11 protein-coding genes and 1 pseudogene are annotated in these 18,873 nt (G+C 46.4%); all 12 read left to right on the top strand.

Annotated features, from left to right (window positions below; translation table 11 throughout):
* Positions 1-88: 88 nt before the first annotated feature.
* The 12 genes and pseudogenes from ACRRU2_RS06210 to ACRRU2_RS06155 all read left to right on the top strand — a co-directional run bounded on the left by ACRRU2_RS06210 (position 89) and on the right by ACRRU2_RS06155 (position 18,845).
* Positions 89-346, top strand: coding sequence for a hypothetical protein (locus ACRRU2_RS06210; protein WP_432500448.1), 258 nt, complete (start codon positions 89-91; stop codon positions 344-346).
* Positions 324-5,630: a sugar-binding protein gene (locus ACRRU2_RS06205; RefSeq protein WP_432500447.1), complete on the top strand. Its 5,307-nt coding sequence runs from the start codon at positions 324-326 to the stop codon at positions 5,628-5,630. Before ACRRU2_RS06210 ends, ACRRU2_RS06205 begins: the two co-directional genes overlap by 23 nt.
* Before the next feature lie 475 nt (positions 5,631-6,105).
* Positions 6,106-6,429, top strand: a pseudogene (locus ACRRU2_RS06200) (carbohydrate ABC transporter permease); the annotation flags it as partial.
* Between the two features lie 281 nt (positions 6,430-6,710).
* On the top strand, positions 6,711-7,406 hold the full coding sequence (locus ACRRU2_RS06195) for a GntR family transcriptional regulator (RefSeq protein ID WP_432500446.1): 696 nt from the start codon (positions 6,711-6,713) through the stop codon (positions 7,404-7,406).
* 72 nt (positions 7,407-7,478) lie between these two features.
* The gene (locus ACRRU2_RS06190) at positions 7,479-9,716 is read left to right on the top strand and encodes a hypothetical protein (RefSeq protein ID WP_432500445.1); all 2,238 of its coding nucleotides are present in this window, start codon (positions 7,479-7,481) and stop codon (positions 9,714-9,716) included.
* Between the two features lie 366 nt (positions 9,717-10,082).
* Positions 10,083-11,753 (top strand): extracellular solute-binding protein, encoded by a 1,671-nt coding sequence (locus tag ACRRU2_RS06185; protein WP_432500444.1) that lies wholly within the window; start codon positions 10,083-10,085, stop codon positions 11,751-11,753.
* 111 nt (positions 11,754-11,864) lie between these two features.
* Positions 11,865-12,761 carry an ABC transporter permease gene (locus tag ACRRU2_RS06180; protein WP_432500443.1) on the top strand — a complete coding sequence of 299 codons (897 nt, stop codon included), beginning with the start codon at positions 11,865-11,867 and terminating at the stop codon, positions 12,759-12,761.
* A 40-nt stretch (positions 12,762-12,801) separates the two neighbouring features.
* Positions 12,802-13,686 carry a carbohydrate ABC transporter permease gene (locus ACRRU2_RS06175; protein WP_331698482.1) on the top strand — a complete coding sequence of 295 codons (885 nt, stop codon included), beginning with the start codon at positions 12,802-12,804 and terminating at the stop codon, positions 13,684-13,686.
* 27 nt (positions 13,687-13,713) lie between these two features.
* The gene (locus ACRRU2_RS06170) at positions 13,714-15,828 is read left to right on the top strand and encodes a beta-galactosidase trimerization domain-containing protein (protein ID WP_432500442.1); all 2,115 of its coding nucleotides are present in this window, start codon (positions 13,714-13,716) and stop codon (positions 15,826-15,828) included.
* Positions 15,829-15,892: 64 nt separating this feature from the next.
* The gene (locus ACRRU2_RS06165; protein ID WP_432500441.1) at positions 15,893-17,014 is read left to right on the top strand and encodes an aminotransferase class V-fold PLP-dependent enzyme; all 1,122 of its coding nucleotides are present in this window, start codon (positions 15,893-15,895) and stop codon (positions 17,012-17,014) included.
* Between the two features lie 25 nt (positions 17,015-17,039).
* The gene (locus tag ACRRU2_RS06160) at positions 17,040-18,206 is read left to right on the top strand and encodes a M20 family metallopeptidase (RefSeq protein WP_432500440.1); all 1,167 of its coding nucleotides are present in this window, start codon (positions 17,040-17,042) and stop codon (positions 18,204-18,206) included.
* Positions 18,207-18,455: 249 nt separating this feature from the next.
* Positions 18,456-18,845: a RidA family protein gene (locus ACRRU2_RS06155; RefSeq protein WP_331698478.1), complete on the top strand. Its 390-nt coding sequence runs from the start codon at positions 18,456-18,458 to the stop codon at positions 18,843-18,845.
* Positions 18,846-18,873: the final 28 nt, after the last annotated feature.

The following is an 18,873-nucleotide window of genomic DNA, read 5'->3' as shown; positions in this document are numbered from 1 at the left end:
AAAGTCATGCCTGAATACCGATTGAAAAATAAAGTGATTTGGGTAACTTCTAGGGCTGTACAACAATTTTCTTGGGCCGTTTATCTATTTGAGTGATCCGGCCAAATACACGATCGGCGTTAATATGTATCAAGCGAATATGAGGATGAACTACAGCGCCGATTGGGTGACGATGTTTGCTGGCGTCATGATTGTCATGGTGCCATCGATCATAATCTATATTTTGTTCCAGCGATGGATCATGGAGGGGGGCGACGATTGGCGCGATGAAAGGGTAGAGCTACAGCATGCAAGGGAACTAATACAAGGGAGTGGATCTGCAGATGGCCAGGTTGTATGCAGCTAGCAAACGACTGATGGTATGGATGTTAATAGCGAGCTTAACGATTCCTTTTGTTGTTGGCGGAGGATCGAGGGTAAAGGCGGAAGCAGCCGGCGACAATGTAATTGTCAACAGCGGCTTTGAAAGTGTAACGAATGGCAAGCCTGACAGCTGGGTGCATTCAGCAGGAGTGTGGGGAACCGAATTCGGAATAAGCAATACGGAGAAGCACACCGGCAATTATAGCGTCTTTATCGATCATTCAACAAGCGAAGGTTTTCCGTTCTGGGCGCCCGCTGCCAGAGTCGCGCTTGATGAGACAAAGGAGTATGAGTTTTCAGTTTGGCTGAAAGTGGCGGACAGTAATATGTCGGGAAATCCTATGCTTAATCTGGACTTCTACGGAACAGAAATCAATCCGGTAACGAATGATACGTGGATTAGCGCGACGAATCAAAAGCTGGAGAAGTCCGAGATGACCGGGGACTGGCAAAAGCTTACTTATCGCTTTCAGCCGCTGGCGGGCGCAAAAGAAGCGAACGTCTATTTGATGGTCACCGGCGGTATTGGCCGCGTCTACTTCGATGATGTCGAGTTTAGACTGGTGGCAGCCGATCCTGAGCCTGGGCTAGGAGACTACAAAATATGGACAGCGACCAACACGATGAACCTGACGCGCAAGGCGAAGCCGCTGGATGCTGCCAGTGTGACGCTTGAAATGGCCGGGCGCGAGTATCAGAGCGGGCAGGTGCTGGTGACCGCCCAGGATGGCAAAGCGGATATTACGAATGCAACCGTTACAGATTTAACTTATGGAACATCGGTCATTCCGGCCAGCCAAATTCAAATCCTTGTGCAGCAGTATATACAGGTGACGCAAACCTCTAATGCCGCCCATAGCCCGGGGGCGTATCCGGATGCGCTGGTTCCGCTGGATGCCTATATGAATAAGCATGGCAAAATTACGGTCAATCCAGGCGACAACCAGGCGCTGTGGTTTACTGTGTGGACAGAGCCGGAAACCCCTGCGGGCGTCTACCAAGGGACGATTGCTCTTGCTGTGAATGGCGAAGTGAACAATGTGCCTATCCAGGTTCGCGTCCGCAGCTTCTCATTGCCGGAGGAAAATCATGCCCGGACCGCTTTTAATATTACGGGAGACGATATGCTGCTGGCCGGTCATCCGGGAATTGCCGATAAATCGCCGGAATACTGGGAGTTAATGCGCAATTATTATCATTTCATGCTGGATTATCATGTCACGCCTTCAGATCTTCCGATACCGGCTAATAGTTACAGTCAATATATTTTGGATGCCGAGCCATACATTCGTGATCCTCGTGTGTCGGCCTACAATCTGCCATATACAATCGGAGATTTTGAGAATGGCAAGGCCGCCGCATTGGTCAACGGTTTGAAACAAAAAGGTCTGCTGGATAAAGCTTATTATTATTTGGGAGGCGAAATCGATGAGCCGACACCATCGATGTTTCCCAAAGTCGTTCAGCGAAGCAAGCAAATTGCTGCGATCGATCCGGACCTGCGGCATGTGGTGACGACAGGGCTGCACGACGAATTGGAAAATGATGTGAACACTTTTACGCCGCTGTTCAGCGAATTTCTCTCACAGACCTATATTGATGAAGCGAAGCGGCTGCAGGCTGAAGGCGGTCAAATGTGGTGGTACGGGTGCGTTACGCCGAAATATCCGTATCCGACCTATCATATCGACGACGATCTGATCAGTGCGCGGCTCGTTTCCTGGATGCAGCGGTCTTATGGCATTGAAGGCAATCTATACTGGTCAGTCAACGTTTATAAAAAATTCACGGGAACGCAATATGTGGCCCGCGATATTTGGAATGACCCGCTTGCTTACCCCGGAGCGAATGGAGACGGTTATCTGCTATATCCGGGCACAAAATACGGCATTAACGGCCCAATTGCTACATTAAGATTGCAAACGATTCGCGACGGCAATCAGGATTTTGAATATTTGTGGCTGCTTGAGCAGCGTATTAAAGAGGCTGCCCAACTGCTTGGTGTTGATGTGAAGCCAGAGCAAATTATGCAGCCATACTACGATCGTTTATTTACGAATGTGAAAACGTTTACTAAAGATGTAGGCGAGCTTCAGGCGGTACGCAGCGAAGTGGCCGACCTGATCGAACAGCTGGAGCGGGATCCGAAAGCGCTCATCCTGGTGAATGACCATCAGGCGCTGAGTTCCAAGAAGGAAATCGTTGTGTATGCAGCCAAAGGAACCGAGGTTGCCGTTGATGGTGAAGTGGCGACAGCTGAGCCTATTGCTAATAATACGAACGCTGATCTGTACAAAAAAACGGTGACTGTCGCTCCCGGTATGAACCAGGTGACCATTACGCTTCGCCAGGCCGGTCAAGAGCTGACGGCAGTGAAGTATATTTATGTAAAGCCGCGTGAGATTGAGCCGATCATTAAAAAGATCATTATTAACAATTTTGCCGATGCGCAATCTCTAACGGGCGTTACAGCGGATTATCAAGTTCAGCTTGAAGGGGCGGTGACCGATCATGCTACGGGCGAGGGCAAGGCATTGAAGGCGACTGTTCCTGTGCTGACAGGCGAAGCTTATCCGGGTGTGCATTTTCCTGTCCGTCCGGAGATTCGAAATATTACTGAGTATGAATCGGTGGAGCTGGATGTATTCAATGACTCCAGTCAAACGATGCATCTTTCAATTAAGTTTTTTGATTCGCACGGGAAAGCGTCGGATCATCGGCTTGGAACGTTAGTGCCGGGAGCGAATCACCTTTCCTTTCCGGTTGTGCAGGTCTTCAATTTGGATCGGGAAAATCTTTCTTCCATTTTGTTCTGGACCTTCTCCAGTACAACACCGGTGCCGCTATATTTCAGCGATCTTCATTTCCTGGCAGTTGATGAAGAGGCGATGAAGGGAATGGAGCTCCCTTATTCTCCAATTGTTCCTGCGATTGACGGGGCATTGAGCGATCCGGTGTGGCAGCTTGATCGGAAGCTGTTTCACAAAACGGGTACGACAAACAATACAGCGTCTTATGACTTACGCTACAATAAGGAATATTTGTTTATCGCTGTAGATGTTGCCGATAGTCAAGTGATCAACTCGCAGGCGGCGAATCCTTGGGACGATGACTCGGTGGAAATTTTCGTTTCCGGAAGCGGCAAAAAGGGCGACTATGACGATCAGACCGTTCATTATGTTTTTCGCTATAATGACAGCACCGTACATGCTTATGGAGCGGGGAACAAGCAAACGGAGGACATCCTGCATCAATCTCTACGGACAGCTGACGGCTATGCAATGGAAATTGCCATTCCATGGCATACGATCGGCATTCAGTCAGCGGAAGGGAATGTGATAGGACTTACGATCCATGTCAATGACAAAGACAGCAATGACGCGTCTGCTGCGACGCAAGGGAAGCTGAGCTTGACGGCGGATGCGGCGAATGATGCTGTATCCTCGCTGCACTGGGCTGACAAGGTGCTGACGAAATCGGCGATGACGTTCGCGCTGGAGAAGATTTCAGACCAAGCGCTCGTTATTGACGGGAAGCTGGATGAATCGGCGTGGAAGCCGAAACATAATATAGGTCAGCGGACCTTCGGTTTCATGAATGATGCCCATAATGCCGCCAGCCTAGGGCTGCGTTGGAGCCCAACTTATTTGTACGCCGCGTTCGATGTAAAAGACAGTAATGTGCACGCGCCGCAAACAAAGCCCGTCTGGGAAGAAACAAGTGTCGAACTGTTTGTAGACGGCAACTTCACGCGCGGGATACGCGATTCCTCCGCCCATCAATACACCATTCGCTTTGACGACGATAGCGTCTATTATAATGGCTCAGCGGGCGGCCCAACGGACGGAATCGTTCACCAATCGGTGAAGACTGCGGACGGCTATCAGATCGAAATGGCCATTCCGTGGGAAACGATCGGCGTTACTGCCGAAAAAGGAAAGTGGATCGGAATTACTTCTCATGTAAACTTTGTGCAAGACTCCGGGGGCGCTGTATTTGGCTTGACGGAGAACGGAACCGCCGATGTAACGACGACGGCGGATTACCTGCCCTTCCAGCTGATAGGAAATAATGATCCGGTCGACCCTGGCACCCCCGGCAATCCTGACAATGGAAGCGGCTCCGGCATTGTCTGGCCGAGCGTACCGGTTGGGAATTCCGGCGTGCTTACCGTGTTGCCGGGTGACATTAGCTCAACACAGTCGAAGATTGAGCTGAAGCCGGAGCAGACAGAGGTAGCTTTGCCGCTGGCGACGCTTCGCAAAATAAAGGACAGCCAGGCAAATCTTCTGCTTGTAAAGGGAGAAACGCAGCTGACGCTAACCAAAGAATGGGCGGAAGCACTGTTGAAAGGGCAGCAAGCAGACAATGCAGAATTGCAAATTCAGATCAACAAGCTGGATGAAGGAACCGGAAAGCAGTGGGCGGAGCTGGCCGCTAAGACGCAATATGCCGACATTTTTTTAAATGGTGCAGCATGGGAGCTTCATGCATGGTGGATCAGCAGCGGAGAAAAGCAAGCGATTGATCAGCTGCCGGCCCCATGGATTCTATCGCTGCCGCATGGCGAGCAGGCTCCGGATGGAATCTATCGGTTGCAGGAAGGTGGACAAGTCGCTTATGCAGGCGGCGAGCCAGTGGCAGATCGGCTTGAAGCGGCATTGAAGCAAACTGGCGTTTATGCCGTTTTATCCTATAATAAGAAGTTCGATGATGTAGCTGCCGCTCATTGGGGGGCGAAAGCTATTCAGAAGCTTGCCGCACAGCAGGTTGTTAATGGCACATCGCAATCTGCCTTTACCCCTGAACGCCAAGTAACCCGTGCCGAATTTACGGCCTTAATCGTCAGAGCGCTTGGGCTCGATGAGAAGGAAGCGGATGATAATATTACCTTCCCTGATGTCAAATCAACAGACTGGTTCGCCAGTGCGGTGGCGGCAGCGGCCAAAGCTGGCTTGATCCAGGGCAATGCCTCCGGCAGCTTCTCGCCTAGGGAGATGATGTCGCGTGAGCAGATGGCTGTGTTGCTTGTTCGTGCTTATGCGTGGAAAAATGGGGAGAACGCGGCATTGGCAGAGGGGCCGTCTAGATATGCCGACGAAGGGCAGATTACTTCGTGGGCGAAGGCCAGCGTACAGGCTGCAGATGGGCTTGAGCTGATGAAGGGACGCTCTGCAAATTCATTCGCGCCTAAAGGTGTAGTGAGCCGGGCGGAAAGTGCACAGGCAATTTATAATCTGATGAAGGTTTTGGGGCTTATATCGTAATCGTCCAAAGCTGGCTGCCGAATTCATGTGGGAGAGCACGGTCCTTTCCGGTCCGCTTCGTTCACGTCTTGACAGGCAAGCCGACACACGAGTCTGCAAAGGCAATATCTTCAGGTACAGACGGACTTAAATGGTGGCATACCATAACCATATCAAGATGCTCGTCGATCGTAAAATGCAGGGTATAGCATCTTCTTTCTTTATTTTTATCAACTCTGTGAAAGTGGATGAAAACATTGGTATTATCACGTTTTTTGGCATTTTTATATGTATGAAAATGGGTCTTGGACACCGAGCTGGAAGATTAAGTTTTAACGGAGAAGATGGCAGCAAATTGCGCGGGATGGCAAACGTAAAAAAGCGACCAAACTGTTAGGCTGACCTGACAGTTTGGTCGCTTTTTTTGATGAAGTTAATTACGAATCAGTTGCTGATTCAAATTTCTGTTTTGGAATAGGTAATATAATAGATTGATTTATGGCGTATTTTCACTCCTATTTCCTTGCCGGCGATAGCAACTATATTATTGTTCACTATTGTTGGACATTGGAATAGTTGGTTTGACGTGTTGATCTATATGGATCAGCCGAAGCATTACCCTTTGCAAACTTTTTTACAGACAAATGTAATAACTAAGCAGCTAACGCAGATGACAGCACAGGAAGCAGAGCTATTTTTGCGGATAAATGATCGCACTGGAAGAGCAGCACAAATCTTTGTGGCTGCACTGCCTGTCATGATTGTATATCCATTTCTACAGCGGTACTTTATGAAAGGGATTGTACTCGGTAGCGTGAAAGGGGAATGGACTAGTCATCATATTACCTGTAATATGCTCTATAAACCAAACAAAGCAGCTCCCAGTGGGATCTGCTTTGTTTGGTTATCTTATACGGATTTTGTATTTTGCGGATAAACCACGCTTCACTAATTTCAATATTGCCAAAAGGTTCTAAAATTTCTATTGTCAGAATACTATATGATGTATTATATTGTATATATTATATATAATCCATAATCGATGAAGTCCATAATTGAAAATAAAAAGAACTAGCCAAATCTCCGAGGAGGTTATACGAGATGAGGGAAACAAAGAAATTTATTATAGAGAAGCAAAATATTAGTGATGAAATTAGTGAAATTATAAAGCAGCAAATATTGGAGGGCGAGCTTAATCCGGGAGATCGGATTATTGAAACAAAAATTGCGAAGGAGCTTAACGTTAGCCAGACGCCAGTTCGGGAAGCGATTCGCAAGCTTGCCGGAGAAGACATAGTCACCATTATTCCTAATCGCGGACCATCTGTTCGCTTGCTGGAGATGGAGGATGTATTCGAGATTTATTCGTTAAGAGCCGTTTATGAGAGTCTTGCTATTAGGCTTGCGGTCAAAAATGCGAGCGATGAGGACGTCGAGAATCTTAGCCGCTTCTACGAAAACATGAAAGTTAAGCTAAATGACAATTCTGTAAGCTCATTGCTGCAGGATTCCCATTTTCTTCATCAATCCATTATTTACTTGTCCAAACACAAAAAATTGATTCATATGTACAAGACGATTTCCTTTCAAATTTCATTGGTAAATCGAATACTCGGGAGCCAGTCGACCAAGCAAAAGGAAGTAGACCAGCATTGGGAATTGCTTGACGCTCTTATACGCCGTGATCCGGATCATGCCGAGTCGGTCATGAAATCTCATATTAAACGGTCCTATTTCGAATTTGCTGCTATTAACGGAGAATCGGATGCTGCTTTTAAACAAAAAGAATGGTTTTGATCGTTAGTTAAGCTTTGAATAACTGATCCAGTCTTATGATATGAGTTGAATAGCAGGAGGGTAATGATCGATATGATGCATAACTCTTTACTCATTTTGGATAGGCTTGAAGCGGCAAATAACGAACCTTACAACCGGCTTCGCAGAGATCCTCACAGACATGCAATAAAGTTGGAGCGGAGCGTAACTAAGCTGTTGGATGTCAACTATTTGGAAGGGCAATGGTCCGTAGTGCTGGATGGAAAGCTTGAAGGCATGGAGGAAACCGCTATTGACCTAAAGGATTACATGCAGCGAATCGGCGTCGATATAGCTTCAAATGCTTCCAATTTCTTTATTCTTCGTGAGGACTCTGCTGTTGCGGCAGGCTCATTTTGTCGCGATGTGAAGGAGAATGCTATTATTTTGTCCGCATCGGATATTTCCGGTCTTTGGGCAAGTATCGTTTATTTGGAAAAGGAAATTTCTTCATTAGGTTCGCTCGCCCTTCCTATAGGAAGGATTGAGCGCACTCCATCTTGGAAGAAGCAAATCAGTCAAGCCCCCTATGGAGCAAATTACTTGGTACCTAATCTTGACGATACCTATCTGTCGGATGATGCCTTTCGGTTACTCGTTCATTATGGCATTAACGGCATGATTATTTACGGAGATTGGTTACTGTATGTAAATAATGCCCGTTACTTCGAATTGAATCACCCACACTATGACCGCAATATTGCAATTTTGAAAACAGCAGCCAAACGCGCCAAAAAGTTTGGAATTTCATTATATTTTGTCGCTGTAAGCCCAAAGCTGGCTGGCAATCATCCTATTTTCTCCCGCATACCTTCCATGAAGGGCGCAAAAATCAGTCCCGGATTAAAAGAAACGACGAAAGAAATTTATAATTTATGCTCATCGGATCACGACAGTCTCAATTTCCATGGAGAAACGATGGCTGGGCTATTTCGCGAGGTGCCGGATCTTGGAGGACTGATCCTAATTATCGGCGGCGAATCATACTACCACTGCTTTATGCGTCCGGATATGATGCATATTGACGCAAATTTAAAGACAAATTGTATGCGCTGTCAAACTAAAACGCCAGAGGAAGCAGTGAACGCTTTACTTGCTGCAACCGCAACAGCGGTGCATAAAGAGAAGCCAGAAGCAAGCGTTATGGCATGGCCATACAGTGCATTTATTTGGTCGAGTGATCCGGCGCAAGTCGAGCTTCTGGAGTCGTTGCCGAAGGATGTCGCTCTGCTCAGCACGATCGAGAAGGATGAGCTTTATTGGAAGAACGGCTATAAGAAGCGGATCTGGGATTACTCGATTGACTTTGTCGGACCTGCTGGTAATTTACTGAAGCAGGCTGAAGTAGTGCAAAAGAGGGGGATACCGCTTTATATAAAAACCGAGACGGCAATCGGTCTCGAGTGTATTCATATTCCTTACATGCCTGCATTGCACAAGCTCGGGTACAAGTGGGAACAGGTTTCGTTAATGAAAGCAGATGGAGTAGTGCAATCCTGGATGTTTTTTGGCATGTGGGGGTCGAGGGCTGAAGAGCTAGGCTGGTGGAAAAATTGGAAGCCGGATCTGGCTATTGATGAAATTTTGAACATAATGGCCAATCGGGATTTCGGAGAGGATGCCCTGTCATATATACGCGCATGGAGCTATATGAGCGAGGCTGCCTCGCATTTTCCGTATATACCGATTTATTTCACGGGACCGGAGTTTATCGGACCTGCACATCCTCTCGTTTTTGATGAGGAATTCGAGCAAAAACCGTATTTTGAAGCCAGGCTGTATTATTTGCAGGAAAATGAAGAAACGTTTTCGACAGCAGTTAACGAAGTCAAGCATTCATTAGCGCTGACAAAGCTTCCTTATTCGCATATGAACAGTTCGATGATCGCGGATAAGGGGAAAGATTTAGTACAACTAGTTATTTCAGAATATGAGCTGGCTTGCGATTATGCCAAAGCAGCGTTTAAAGAAATTCAGACGCTTACTTATCCGATGGAACTTCGCAGTCGAAACTTTGCAAGAGAGGAACATGTCATAATCGAGTTTGTGTATCGTTCACTGCTAACTACATTGCATACTTATAAATTTTTGCTGGCGAAGGAGCAGAGTGATCGAGAACTGATGATGGAAATTGCTAGGCTTGAGTTAGCAAATACTGAGCGGGCTTTAGCTTTAATTGCTGAAGCTCCTTGGCTAGACTTGAATCGCCGTACAGACGGGGACTTCCCTTCCTCTAAGGTCATGATGCAAGTCAAAATTAATAGTTTGAACAAAGAGCTTGCCGCTCGCTAATTAGGGTTTGAATACCTTCGATTGCTAAATGGATGCATGGCTTGTATGGTGAGCGTCGTGCCGAAAGTAAGCTGCGGAGGAATTTAAATAAAGATGTTATAGAAGGAGGTAGAGGGGCGTCAAGGAATGCAATATAACAATCCCGGCCGTGTCAGAAGATTGAGGTGAAAAAGAAGCCGTCACTTCTTGAATTCACTTGTAATTCTTCGGTATTGAAGAATCAGTTTTCTGGCGACCGGGAAATGCAAGAGCAAGTAGCGGAAAGTAGCTAAAAACTCTTAACTTCTATTGTCTTACGAGTCAAGTTAGAAATCAACCCCTGAATGTTAACAAGAATGACGTTATTACTTTTTAGGAGGAATTGATATGACTAAAAGAGCTTATTCTTTATTCATCGTTATCATGCTAATTGTAACCGTTTTCGCTGCTGCGTGCAGCAACAATAACAACGGTAATAATAAAAAAGAGCCGACTGCTGCTCCGACCGCTTCTTCGTCCGGCAACGGATCTGAGGCAGCTGAAGGAGGGAAATTCGATCCGCCTATCACGTTGACAACAGTAGGAACCGTTAAGCCGACCGTGACTTACGAGAATGGCGATTCCGTAGACAATAACCCATGGACTAGAGAATACGAAAAACGTTTTGGTGTTAAATTCAACACGCTTTGGACCGTAGATGCCTCGCAATGGGAAACGAAAACAAACTTAATGATTGCAACAGGCGATATTCCGGACTTTTTTCAGGCATCGCCTACCCAATTCAAGCAGCTGCTGGAATCGGATTTGATAGAGGATTTGACAGCTGCCTATGAAGCTGCACCTGAGCGGGCGAAAAACATATTAAACGAAGGCGGACCAGAAGCGCTTATGTCAGCTACGGTAGACGGAAAGCTGATGGCTATCCCATTTACCGGCGCTCCTAAGGAAGGGGCTCCAATGATTTGGCTTCGGACCGATTGGATGGAAAAGTTAAGCCTGGAGCCGCCAAAAACGATGGACGATTTGTTTGCCATTATGGACGCCTTCACAACGAAGGATCCTGACGGAAACAATGCCGCCGACACGTTCGGACTTGCGATAGACAAGGATTTCAGCACGCTGATCGGCTTTTTCAACAGCTATCACGCCTACCATAAAATTTGGATTAAAGATGCTGAAGGCAAGCTGCAATACAGCAGCATTCAGCCGGAGATGAAGCAGGCCCTGTCCGTTCTACAGGAATTGTTTAAAAAGAAGCAAATTGATCCGGAATTTGGCTCCAAAGATTTTTCGAAGGTGGCTGAAACGGTCGTTAGCGGTAAGGTTGGCGTTGTTATTATGAATCCATATGCGGGGTTGTACCCTTTCCAATCCAGTGTTGATCAGGATCCGAATGCAGAATGGAAAGCATTCCCCCTCGTTTCCGCGGATGGTCAAGAGCCGAAAAAACAAGCTTCGCTAGGCGTTTCGGGATATTGGGTAGTCAAGAAAGGCGTCAAGCATCCCGAGGTGCTGTTCAATATGCTTGATATGTGGGTAGAGCTATTTTACGAAAACAAAGATTTGGATATTAACAAGCAATTTGTCAATGGCGGCAGCAGCGGAACGAATGAAGTTTGGCAGATGAATAAACTTGCCGCATATCGCGCCTATAAAAATGCGGATCAGCATTTGAAAATTATAAAAGCGCTCGAGACAGGAGATACATCTGAATTAACAGGTGACGACCAAAGCGCCTTTACCAATATTAAAGGATTTTTGGAAGGGGATCGGACCAAGTGGGGCTGGAATGTTATTTTTGGCGAGGGAGGCTCGATGGGCGTTACGAATCAATACCGGCAAGCCAATGCTTATGTCAACGATGAATTTATTACGGCTCCGCTTCCGGTAATGAGCGAGCGCAAGGCGGATCTAGACAAGAAAGAACTGGAGGTGTTTACCAAAATTATTATCGGTTCAGCATCCATTGACGAGTTCGACAAATTTGTAGCTGAGTGGAAAAAAGAGGGCGGCGATGCCATAACGGCGGAAGTAAATGAGTGGTATGCCAATAAGTAAAGCTTCGACTAGGGTCAGTATTAGCTATTAGCGCATCATAGTCAGCATTGCGGAAAAAACACTGCTTTTTTCCGCAATCGCTGATTCGTCCACCAGAGAGGAGCAATTGCGTTGAAAAGATCTTCTTTCTCTAACCTGCCTTTGCATCTATTGCTGCTGCCGGCGGTCATTCTAGTACTTATTTATTCATACGGACCAATGCTTGGAATCGTCATTGCTTTTCAAAAGTTTATTCCAGCAAAAGGCTTCTTTGAATCTCAGTTTATTGGCTGGAAAAATTTCGAGTATGTGTTCAGTTTATCCGATTTTCCGAAAGTGATGAGAAATACCCTTGTAATTTCCGTCATGAAGATCATCGCCGGGCTGTTTGTACCGCTTACGGTGTCGCTGATGCTTAATGAGGTAAGGCAATACTTTTTCAAAAGAAGTGTCCAGACTCTTATTTATTTGCCACACTTTTTATCATGGGTTATTTTGGGCGGCGTATTGATAGACATTTTGTCTCCTTCAACTGGAATCGTCAATTCATTTATAAGTTTATTTGGCATCGAGCCTATATACTTTTTAGGCGATAACAGCTGGTTTCCGTTCGTCATGGTATTTTCCGATGTATGGAAGGAATTCGGATTCAGCACGATTGTTTATTTGGCTGCGCTGACGGGAATCAATCCTGCCCTGTATGAAGCAGCCATAATGGATGGAGCAAGCAGAATTCGTCAAACTTGGCATATTACGTTACCCGGCATCCGGTACATGATCGTTCTTCTGCTAACGTTAAGCCTTGGAAACGTATTGAATGCGGGCTTTGATCAAATATTCAATCTGTACAGCCCGCAGGTGTACGAAAGCGGCGATATTATAGATACTTACGTTTACCGAATGGGCTTAATTTCCGCTCAATTCGGTCCGGCAACTGCCGTAGGTCTTTTCAAGTCCGTTATTTCGCTTATTTTGATTTCTACCACTTATTATTTAGCCTACCGCTTTGCCAAGTATAGAATTTTTTAAATGATAAGCATTCAAATGTTATTCACGGGGAGGCTCAGGCATGCGCTATAAACCAACATTATCTAGACAAGCGTTCTATATCGTCAACATTGTAGTTCTTGGCGGCCTAGGCATTATATGCGTGCTTCCTATCATACACATACTGGCGGTTTCATTCAGCTCTAATGCTGCAGCAACAGGCGGACTGGTTAAATTTTGGCCTGTTGGATTCAATTTGCGTTCTTATGTATATGTAATGAGCTCAGACCGGTTTTTTAATTCTTTGGGCATTACGATGCAGCGCGTAGTGCTGGGTGGAATTGTCAATATGGTTCTGACTTTGATTACGGCGTATCCGTTATCGAAGGAAAGTGATAGGTTTAAGCCGCGATCATTTTATGCCTGGTTTTTCTTTGTCACTATTTTGTTTAGCGGCGGTTTGATTCCTCTTTTCATGGTCGTACGCGAGACGGGCATTATGGGCTCGATATGGGCGCTCATCTTACCCGGGGCTGTTCCGGTATTTAATATTATTTTAATGCTTAATTTTTTCAGGACGCTTCCCCGTGAGCTGGAGGAAGCTGCATTTATCGATGGCGCTGGACATTTATCGACGCTGTTTCGCGTTTTTGTGCCGCTGTCCTTACCCGCGATTGCTACGATCAGCCTGCTTACTATAGTAGCGCACTGGAATTCCTGGTTTGATGGCCTGATCTTTATGAATTCACCTGACAGCTACCCATTACAAAGCTATCTTCAAACGATCGTCATCCAGCAGGATTTTTCGCAAATGACCGAGCAAGAGCTGAAAAACATGCGCTTAATATCGGACCGCACGATAAAATCGGCACAAATATTTTTAGGCGCACTGCCAGTGCTTTGCTTGTATCCGTTTCTTCAAAAATACTTTGTTTCCGGAATTACATTGGGAAGCGTAAAGGAATAACGGCGAGTGGATGGAGGATTGCGATTTATGAATCGAAATGGAACTCCCTGGTATAAGAACAGCTACCGCAGAAATTTAGTCGATATGCACATTCCAGATTGGAATGAGCAATTTATGAGCAGGTATGATGCTGATCGCTATGCAGCGCTTCTTAAATTAGCACGTGCAGATACGGTGATGATTCCGGCCAGCTCATGTCTGGGTATCAGCTATTGGCCTGTTTCAGACGGACATATGCACAATGGACTGAACGGGAAAGACTTGATAGGCGAAGTCATTGCGAAATGCAAGGACGCAGGCATGAATGTGATCGTATATTCGAATTTTTGGAGCAAATGGGCCTATGACGAGCATCCGGATTGGCGGTTCGTATCGGAGAGTGGGCGGAATACATCGGAATATTTATGGACGGAAGGCCGATACGGGGTTTGCTGCTTCAATACTTCTTACCGTTCTTTTATGCTTTCACAGATTGCCGAGCTAAGTGAAAGCTATACCTTCGACGGATTATGGATCGATATGATTCATTGGCCGTATTCACCATGCTATTGCGGAGGCTGCAAGGCGAGATACAAGCTTGAGACGGGAGCGGAAATTCCGCGTACGATTGATTGGACAGATCCTGATTGGGTACGATTCCAACGAACTAGAGAGCGTTGGCTGGCTGAATTTGCTGGAGAAGTTCGCAGTTTAATGAGAGAGCTGAAGCCGGAAGTGACAGTTGGCCTGCAGTGCGCCTCCTGGTCCACAGGCTGGATTAACGGTTTTACGAATGAGTTTTTTAAACAAACGGATTACGCAAGCGGCGATTTTTATGGAGATGCTCTGCAGCAATCGTTTATATGCAAGGCTCTGTATGCATTATCCGAAAATCCGCCTTTCGAATTCATGACGTCACGCTGTCCGGATTTGACTGATCATACGACAACCAAATCGCAGGAGCTGCTTCGCGCACAGGCATTCTCGGCCATTACTAATGGCGGTGCGTTTCTTTTCATAGACGCCATCGATCCGATCGGCACCTTGAATGAGCAAGTTTACGAGCGGATGGGCGAAATTTACGGCGAGCTTGAACAATACGAGTTTTATCTCGATGCCGACGCCCGCATGCTGCAGGATGTCGTTATCTACATGAATTTTGAGTCGCAAATTGATTTTGCCCAAAACGGCCAATCGGCTATGGTTGAAACCTACAGCAGTCCTATTGCTCAAGCTGCGATGAATGCAGCCAAGTCGCTTATGAACGCCAATATATGCTACGGGGTCATTTCTAAAAAAAATATTAAGCAATTATCTCAATATGCCGTCATTATTTTACCGGATCTGCTTGCAGTCGACGAAGAAGAAATCGAAGCTTTTCGCGCTTATGTAAAAGCAGGCGGCGGGCTGTACGCCAGTAAAAGAAGCACATTGTATGACAAGCTCGGCGGCGTTCGCGCAGACTTTGGGCTCGCTGATGTATTTGGCGTTTCCTATAAAGGCATGACGAAGGAATCAGTCACTTATGCAGCGCCTGCAAAGCAATTTGACAGCTGGTTCAAGCATCATTCGATGGCTCATCCTGTTATGCTGTCAAGCGATCAAGCGATTGTTGAAGCCCGTGGGGAGAAGACGTTGGAATGGATAGCGTCACAGGTTCTTCCTATTGTGGATCCAGGAAATAAAGCGTTGTTCGCATCCGCTATCAGCAATCCGCCTCGCTATGCAGCAAGTGAAGACGATGATTCAGGAACTACGCCCGCAATAGTGATGCATAAGTTCGGAAGCGGAACGAGCATCTACAGCGCAGGACCATTGGAAAATATGACCTCTGACGATCATCGTGATCTTTTTATTCATATTATTCGTGCTTTGGCGGGGAACAAGCTGCAAACAGGGAGCGATTCACCCAAATGCGTGGAAGCGGTATGGTTCCACCACGAGGCTGCCCGATGCTATTCTTTGCGCGTGCTGAATTTTCAAGATCAATTGCCTAATATTCCGGTCAGGGATATAAACTTTCATATTCATATGCAAGATGTGCCTAAAGCTGTTTATCAGGTGCCGCAAAAAACGCCAATTCCTTATTTGATCCGCGAAGGTACGGTTTCCTTCCAGCTTCCAATGCTCGAGACATTTGCCATGATTATACTGGAGTACTAGATTGTGAATCTTTCATTCGGTTAAGGAAATCAAATCCATAACTAAATACAGGAGAGGTAAAACTATGGACGCTGTTATTGATAAACGGTTACTTGCAGGCTTACAAAACAAAACGTGGTTTTTCACAGGCGCTGAAAGTCCTCCTTTAATAGAGGCTAAAGGGGCAGTTGATGCCTACCTGGCTAATCGTGAATTAGGTCCGGATGGCAGGCTGCTTAATGCTCAGGAGGAAGCGAACTGTAAACAACGGGTAGCGCAGCTTGTTAATGGTTCTGCTGACAATATTGCTTTGTTGTCCAATTCTTCAGAAATTATTTCATTAATCTCTAATTCTCTGGAGCTAAGGCCGGGTGATAACGTCGTCATTAATACGATTGAATTTCCTTCAGGCATTTTACCGTGGATTGCCCTTAAGCAAAAAGGAATTGAAATACGTGTTATAGACCATGCGAATTGGGAAATTTCTGTAGAGGATATTTTGGCGCAGGTAGATGAAAAAACGAGAGTTGTAATGACCAGTCATGTAAGCTACCTGACAGGCGCAAGATTGGATTATATCCGCTTATATGAGCAGTTGAAGCAAACGAATGCGTTGTTATTTCTAGATGTAACGCAAGCGCTAGGCGTAGTGAAGGTAGATATTAACCATACGGACCTGCTGGTTTGCAGCTCCTATAAGTGGTTGATGTCCATTCATGGTTTGGGTATTTTGGGGATTAACCCGAAGCGGGTAACGGGTCTGACTCCAAAGGCTGTAGGCTGGAGAAGCGTAACGAATATGTTCGGTGTAGCGGAGAGCCAGTCCTTTACATTCTGGAACGATGCGAGCAGATTTGAGCAGGGATATCCAAGCTACGCGACGATATATGCTTTATCCAGCTCTGCCAAGCTTTTGCTGGAAACAGGAATCGAACGGATTGAGAGACATGTACTGGAGCTTGGGCAATATTTAATAGAGCAGATGGCTGGGCTGCCATACCCTTTAATGACTCCGGAAGCTGCCGAACGCAGAGCGGGCAATATTTGCTTTGAATGTGCAGCCGGAGAAGAAATTGCCGAGGCATTGAAGGAAAAATCAATATATATATGGGGCGGTGATGGAAGATTCCGCGCTTCTATTCATTTGTTTAATGATAAAGAGGACGTGGATCGCCTTGTCTCACAACTGAAACAGCTGAATATTTAAATTGACAGACAGAGGAGGGGAGAAAATGAGCAACGAAGATGCGCGTCATCCTGCATTGCAGATTTTGGAGGATCTCATTCGTATACAAAGCGTTAACCCTCATTTTGGCGAAGGGGCCCAAGGGGAAGAAGGTGTTGCTGTCTACTTGGAGCAAAGGCTCAAGAAAGCAGGGCTGTCAGTAACCAGGCAGCCTGTGCTCGCTGGAAGAGACAATATCATTGCCGAGCTGCGCATCGGCAAGCCGGAATTGACGCTGCTGTTCGAAGCCCATATGGACACAGTCTCGCTTGGCAGTATGGAGGATCCGCTCAATCCGATTTATCGCGACGGACGGCTTTACGGCAGAGGGGCATGCGATACGAAAAGCTCGCTCGCCGGCATGGTGTATGCCATGGAATATTGGTCGGGCAACAGGGAGCAGCTGCAAGCTGATCTCGTGCTTTGCGCAGCTGTCGATGAGGAGGCTAACTATCGGGGAGTTTTAAAGTTCCTGGAATGGCAGGCGCCGATTGCAGGCGCAGTAGTTGGCGAACCTACGGAGCTGTCGATCGTAACGGCAACTAAAGGCTGTTCCAGAATGGCCGTTTGGACGAAGGGAAAGGCGGCGCATAGTGCAGTTCCGGAAGAAGGCGACAATGCCATCTATACGATGATGGATGTTTTGCGGTTTATTAGGGAAGAAGCCGAGCCTCAGCTTGAGCGAATAAGCCATCCCAAGTGCGGTCAGGCGACAGTAGTTGTAGGAACTATTAATGGGGGTACCCAAATTAATATCGTACCCGAAAGCTGCGTCATTCAAGTGGATCGCAGAATTATTCCAGGCGAGACACCTGATGGGGTGCGGGAGAAATTCACGACAAACTTATTGGAGTATTTAGGAGATAAAGCGGAAAAGGTTGAAGTAAGCGAGCTTTTGTCCGACTGGGCCCTGAATACTTCTGAGCAATCGTCCATTGTTTGGAAGGCTCAGGAGGCTATGCGTTCAATAGGCTTGGACGATGAAACAATCGGCGTGCCGTATGGAACGGATGCAAGCAAGCTGCAGCAGCTGGCCGGCGTTCCGACTATCGTTTTCGGCCCAGGCTCTATCAGGCAGGCTCATGCCAAGGAAGAATGGGTTTCCGTGGAGCAGGTGGAGCTTGCTGCACAATTTTACAAATCGTTAGCCGGGCGATTTGGCCATTTGCAGTAGTAGTATGTAATGATGGCAAGCTTGCTAACGGACATTTATGTCCGTAAGGAATGTTCTAAGCCGCTGAATCTTCTGTAATGGACGTTTGTGACTATAAGAAGCTAATATTTATCGATATAACATGCAAAATGGGCTCTAATGGTCATGGATGTCCGTAAAAATTTAAAAAACTCGAAAAAACGGCTCTAACGGACATTTATGTCCGTCACAGATAGAGTTACAGATACCGATGAAAAGGAGTGCTTTTGGTTGAAAAAAGAAATTATTGATACGGCTTCGGCCCCAAAGCCGGGCGGCAAATATTCGCAAGCGGTCAAGCTTGGAGATATGGTCTATGTATCAGGAACTTGCCCCTTTGACTTGGTGACAGGTGAGGTGCTTTATCCTGGTGACATGGCTAAGCAAACAGGCTTGGTCTTGCAATATATTAGTGAGATTTTGAAGGAAGCGGGCACTACTCTTGATCATGTCGTAAAGGTTACATCTTTTATAGATGAGCTAGGTGATTTTAATGTTTATAACGAAGAGTATGGCACTTTTTTTAATAGCGAGCCTCCTGCTAGAAGCACGGTAGAAATTGTGAAGTTTCCGCCAGGCATGCGCGTTGAGATTGAGTGCATAGCCTATATCCCGTCTTAACGCAGTTGGCTAAGAGAGTAAATAGATA

The organism is Paenibacillus sp. GXUN7292 (assembly GCF_050864975.1).
GTDB lineage: Bacteria > Bacillota > Bacilli > Paenibacillales > Paenibacillaceae > Pristimantibacillus.
The sequence above is the reverse complement of the archived record's forward strand: the minus strand, read 5'-3'. Positions and strand labels throughout refer to the sequence as shown.

What these genes read in the sequence shown, in the direction of transcription:
- ACRRU2_RS06205 (WP_432500447.1), top strand. Translation starts at nt 324, where the DNA reads ATGGCCAGGTTGTATGCAGCTAGCAAACGACTGATGGTATGGATGTTA.
- ACRRU2_RS06195 (WP_432500446.1), top strand. Translation starts at nt 6,711, where the DNA reads ATGAGGGAAACAAAGAAATTTATTATAGAGAAGCAAAATATTAGTGAT.
- ACRRU2_RS06190 (WP_432500445.1), top strand. Translation starts at nt 7,479, where the DNA reads ATGATGCATAACTCTTTACTCATTTTGGATAGGCTTGAAGCGGCAAAT.
- ACRRU2_RS06185 (WP_432500444.1), top strand. Translation starts at nt 10,083, where the DNA reads ATGACTAAAAGAGCTTATTCTTTATTCATCGTTATCATGCTAATTGTA.
- ACRRU2_RS06175 (WP_331698482.1), top strand. Translation starts at nt 12,802, where the DNA reads ATGCGCTATAAACCAACATTATCTAGACAAGCGTTCTATATCGTCAAC.
- ACRRU2_RS06170 (WP_432500442.1), top strand. Translation starts at nt 13,714, where the DNA reads ATGAATCGAAATGGAACTCCCTGGTATAAGAACAGCTACCGCAGAAAT.
- ACRRU2_RS06165 (WP_432500441.1), top strand. Translation starts at nt 15,893, where the DNA reads ATGGACGCTGTTATTGATAAACGGTTACTTGCAGGCTTACAAAACAAA.
- ACRRU2_RS06160 (WP_432500440.1), top strand. Translation starts at nt 17,040, where the DNA reads ATGAGCAACGAAGATGCGCGTCATCCTGCATTGCAGATTTTGGAGGAT.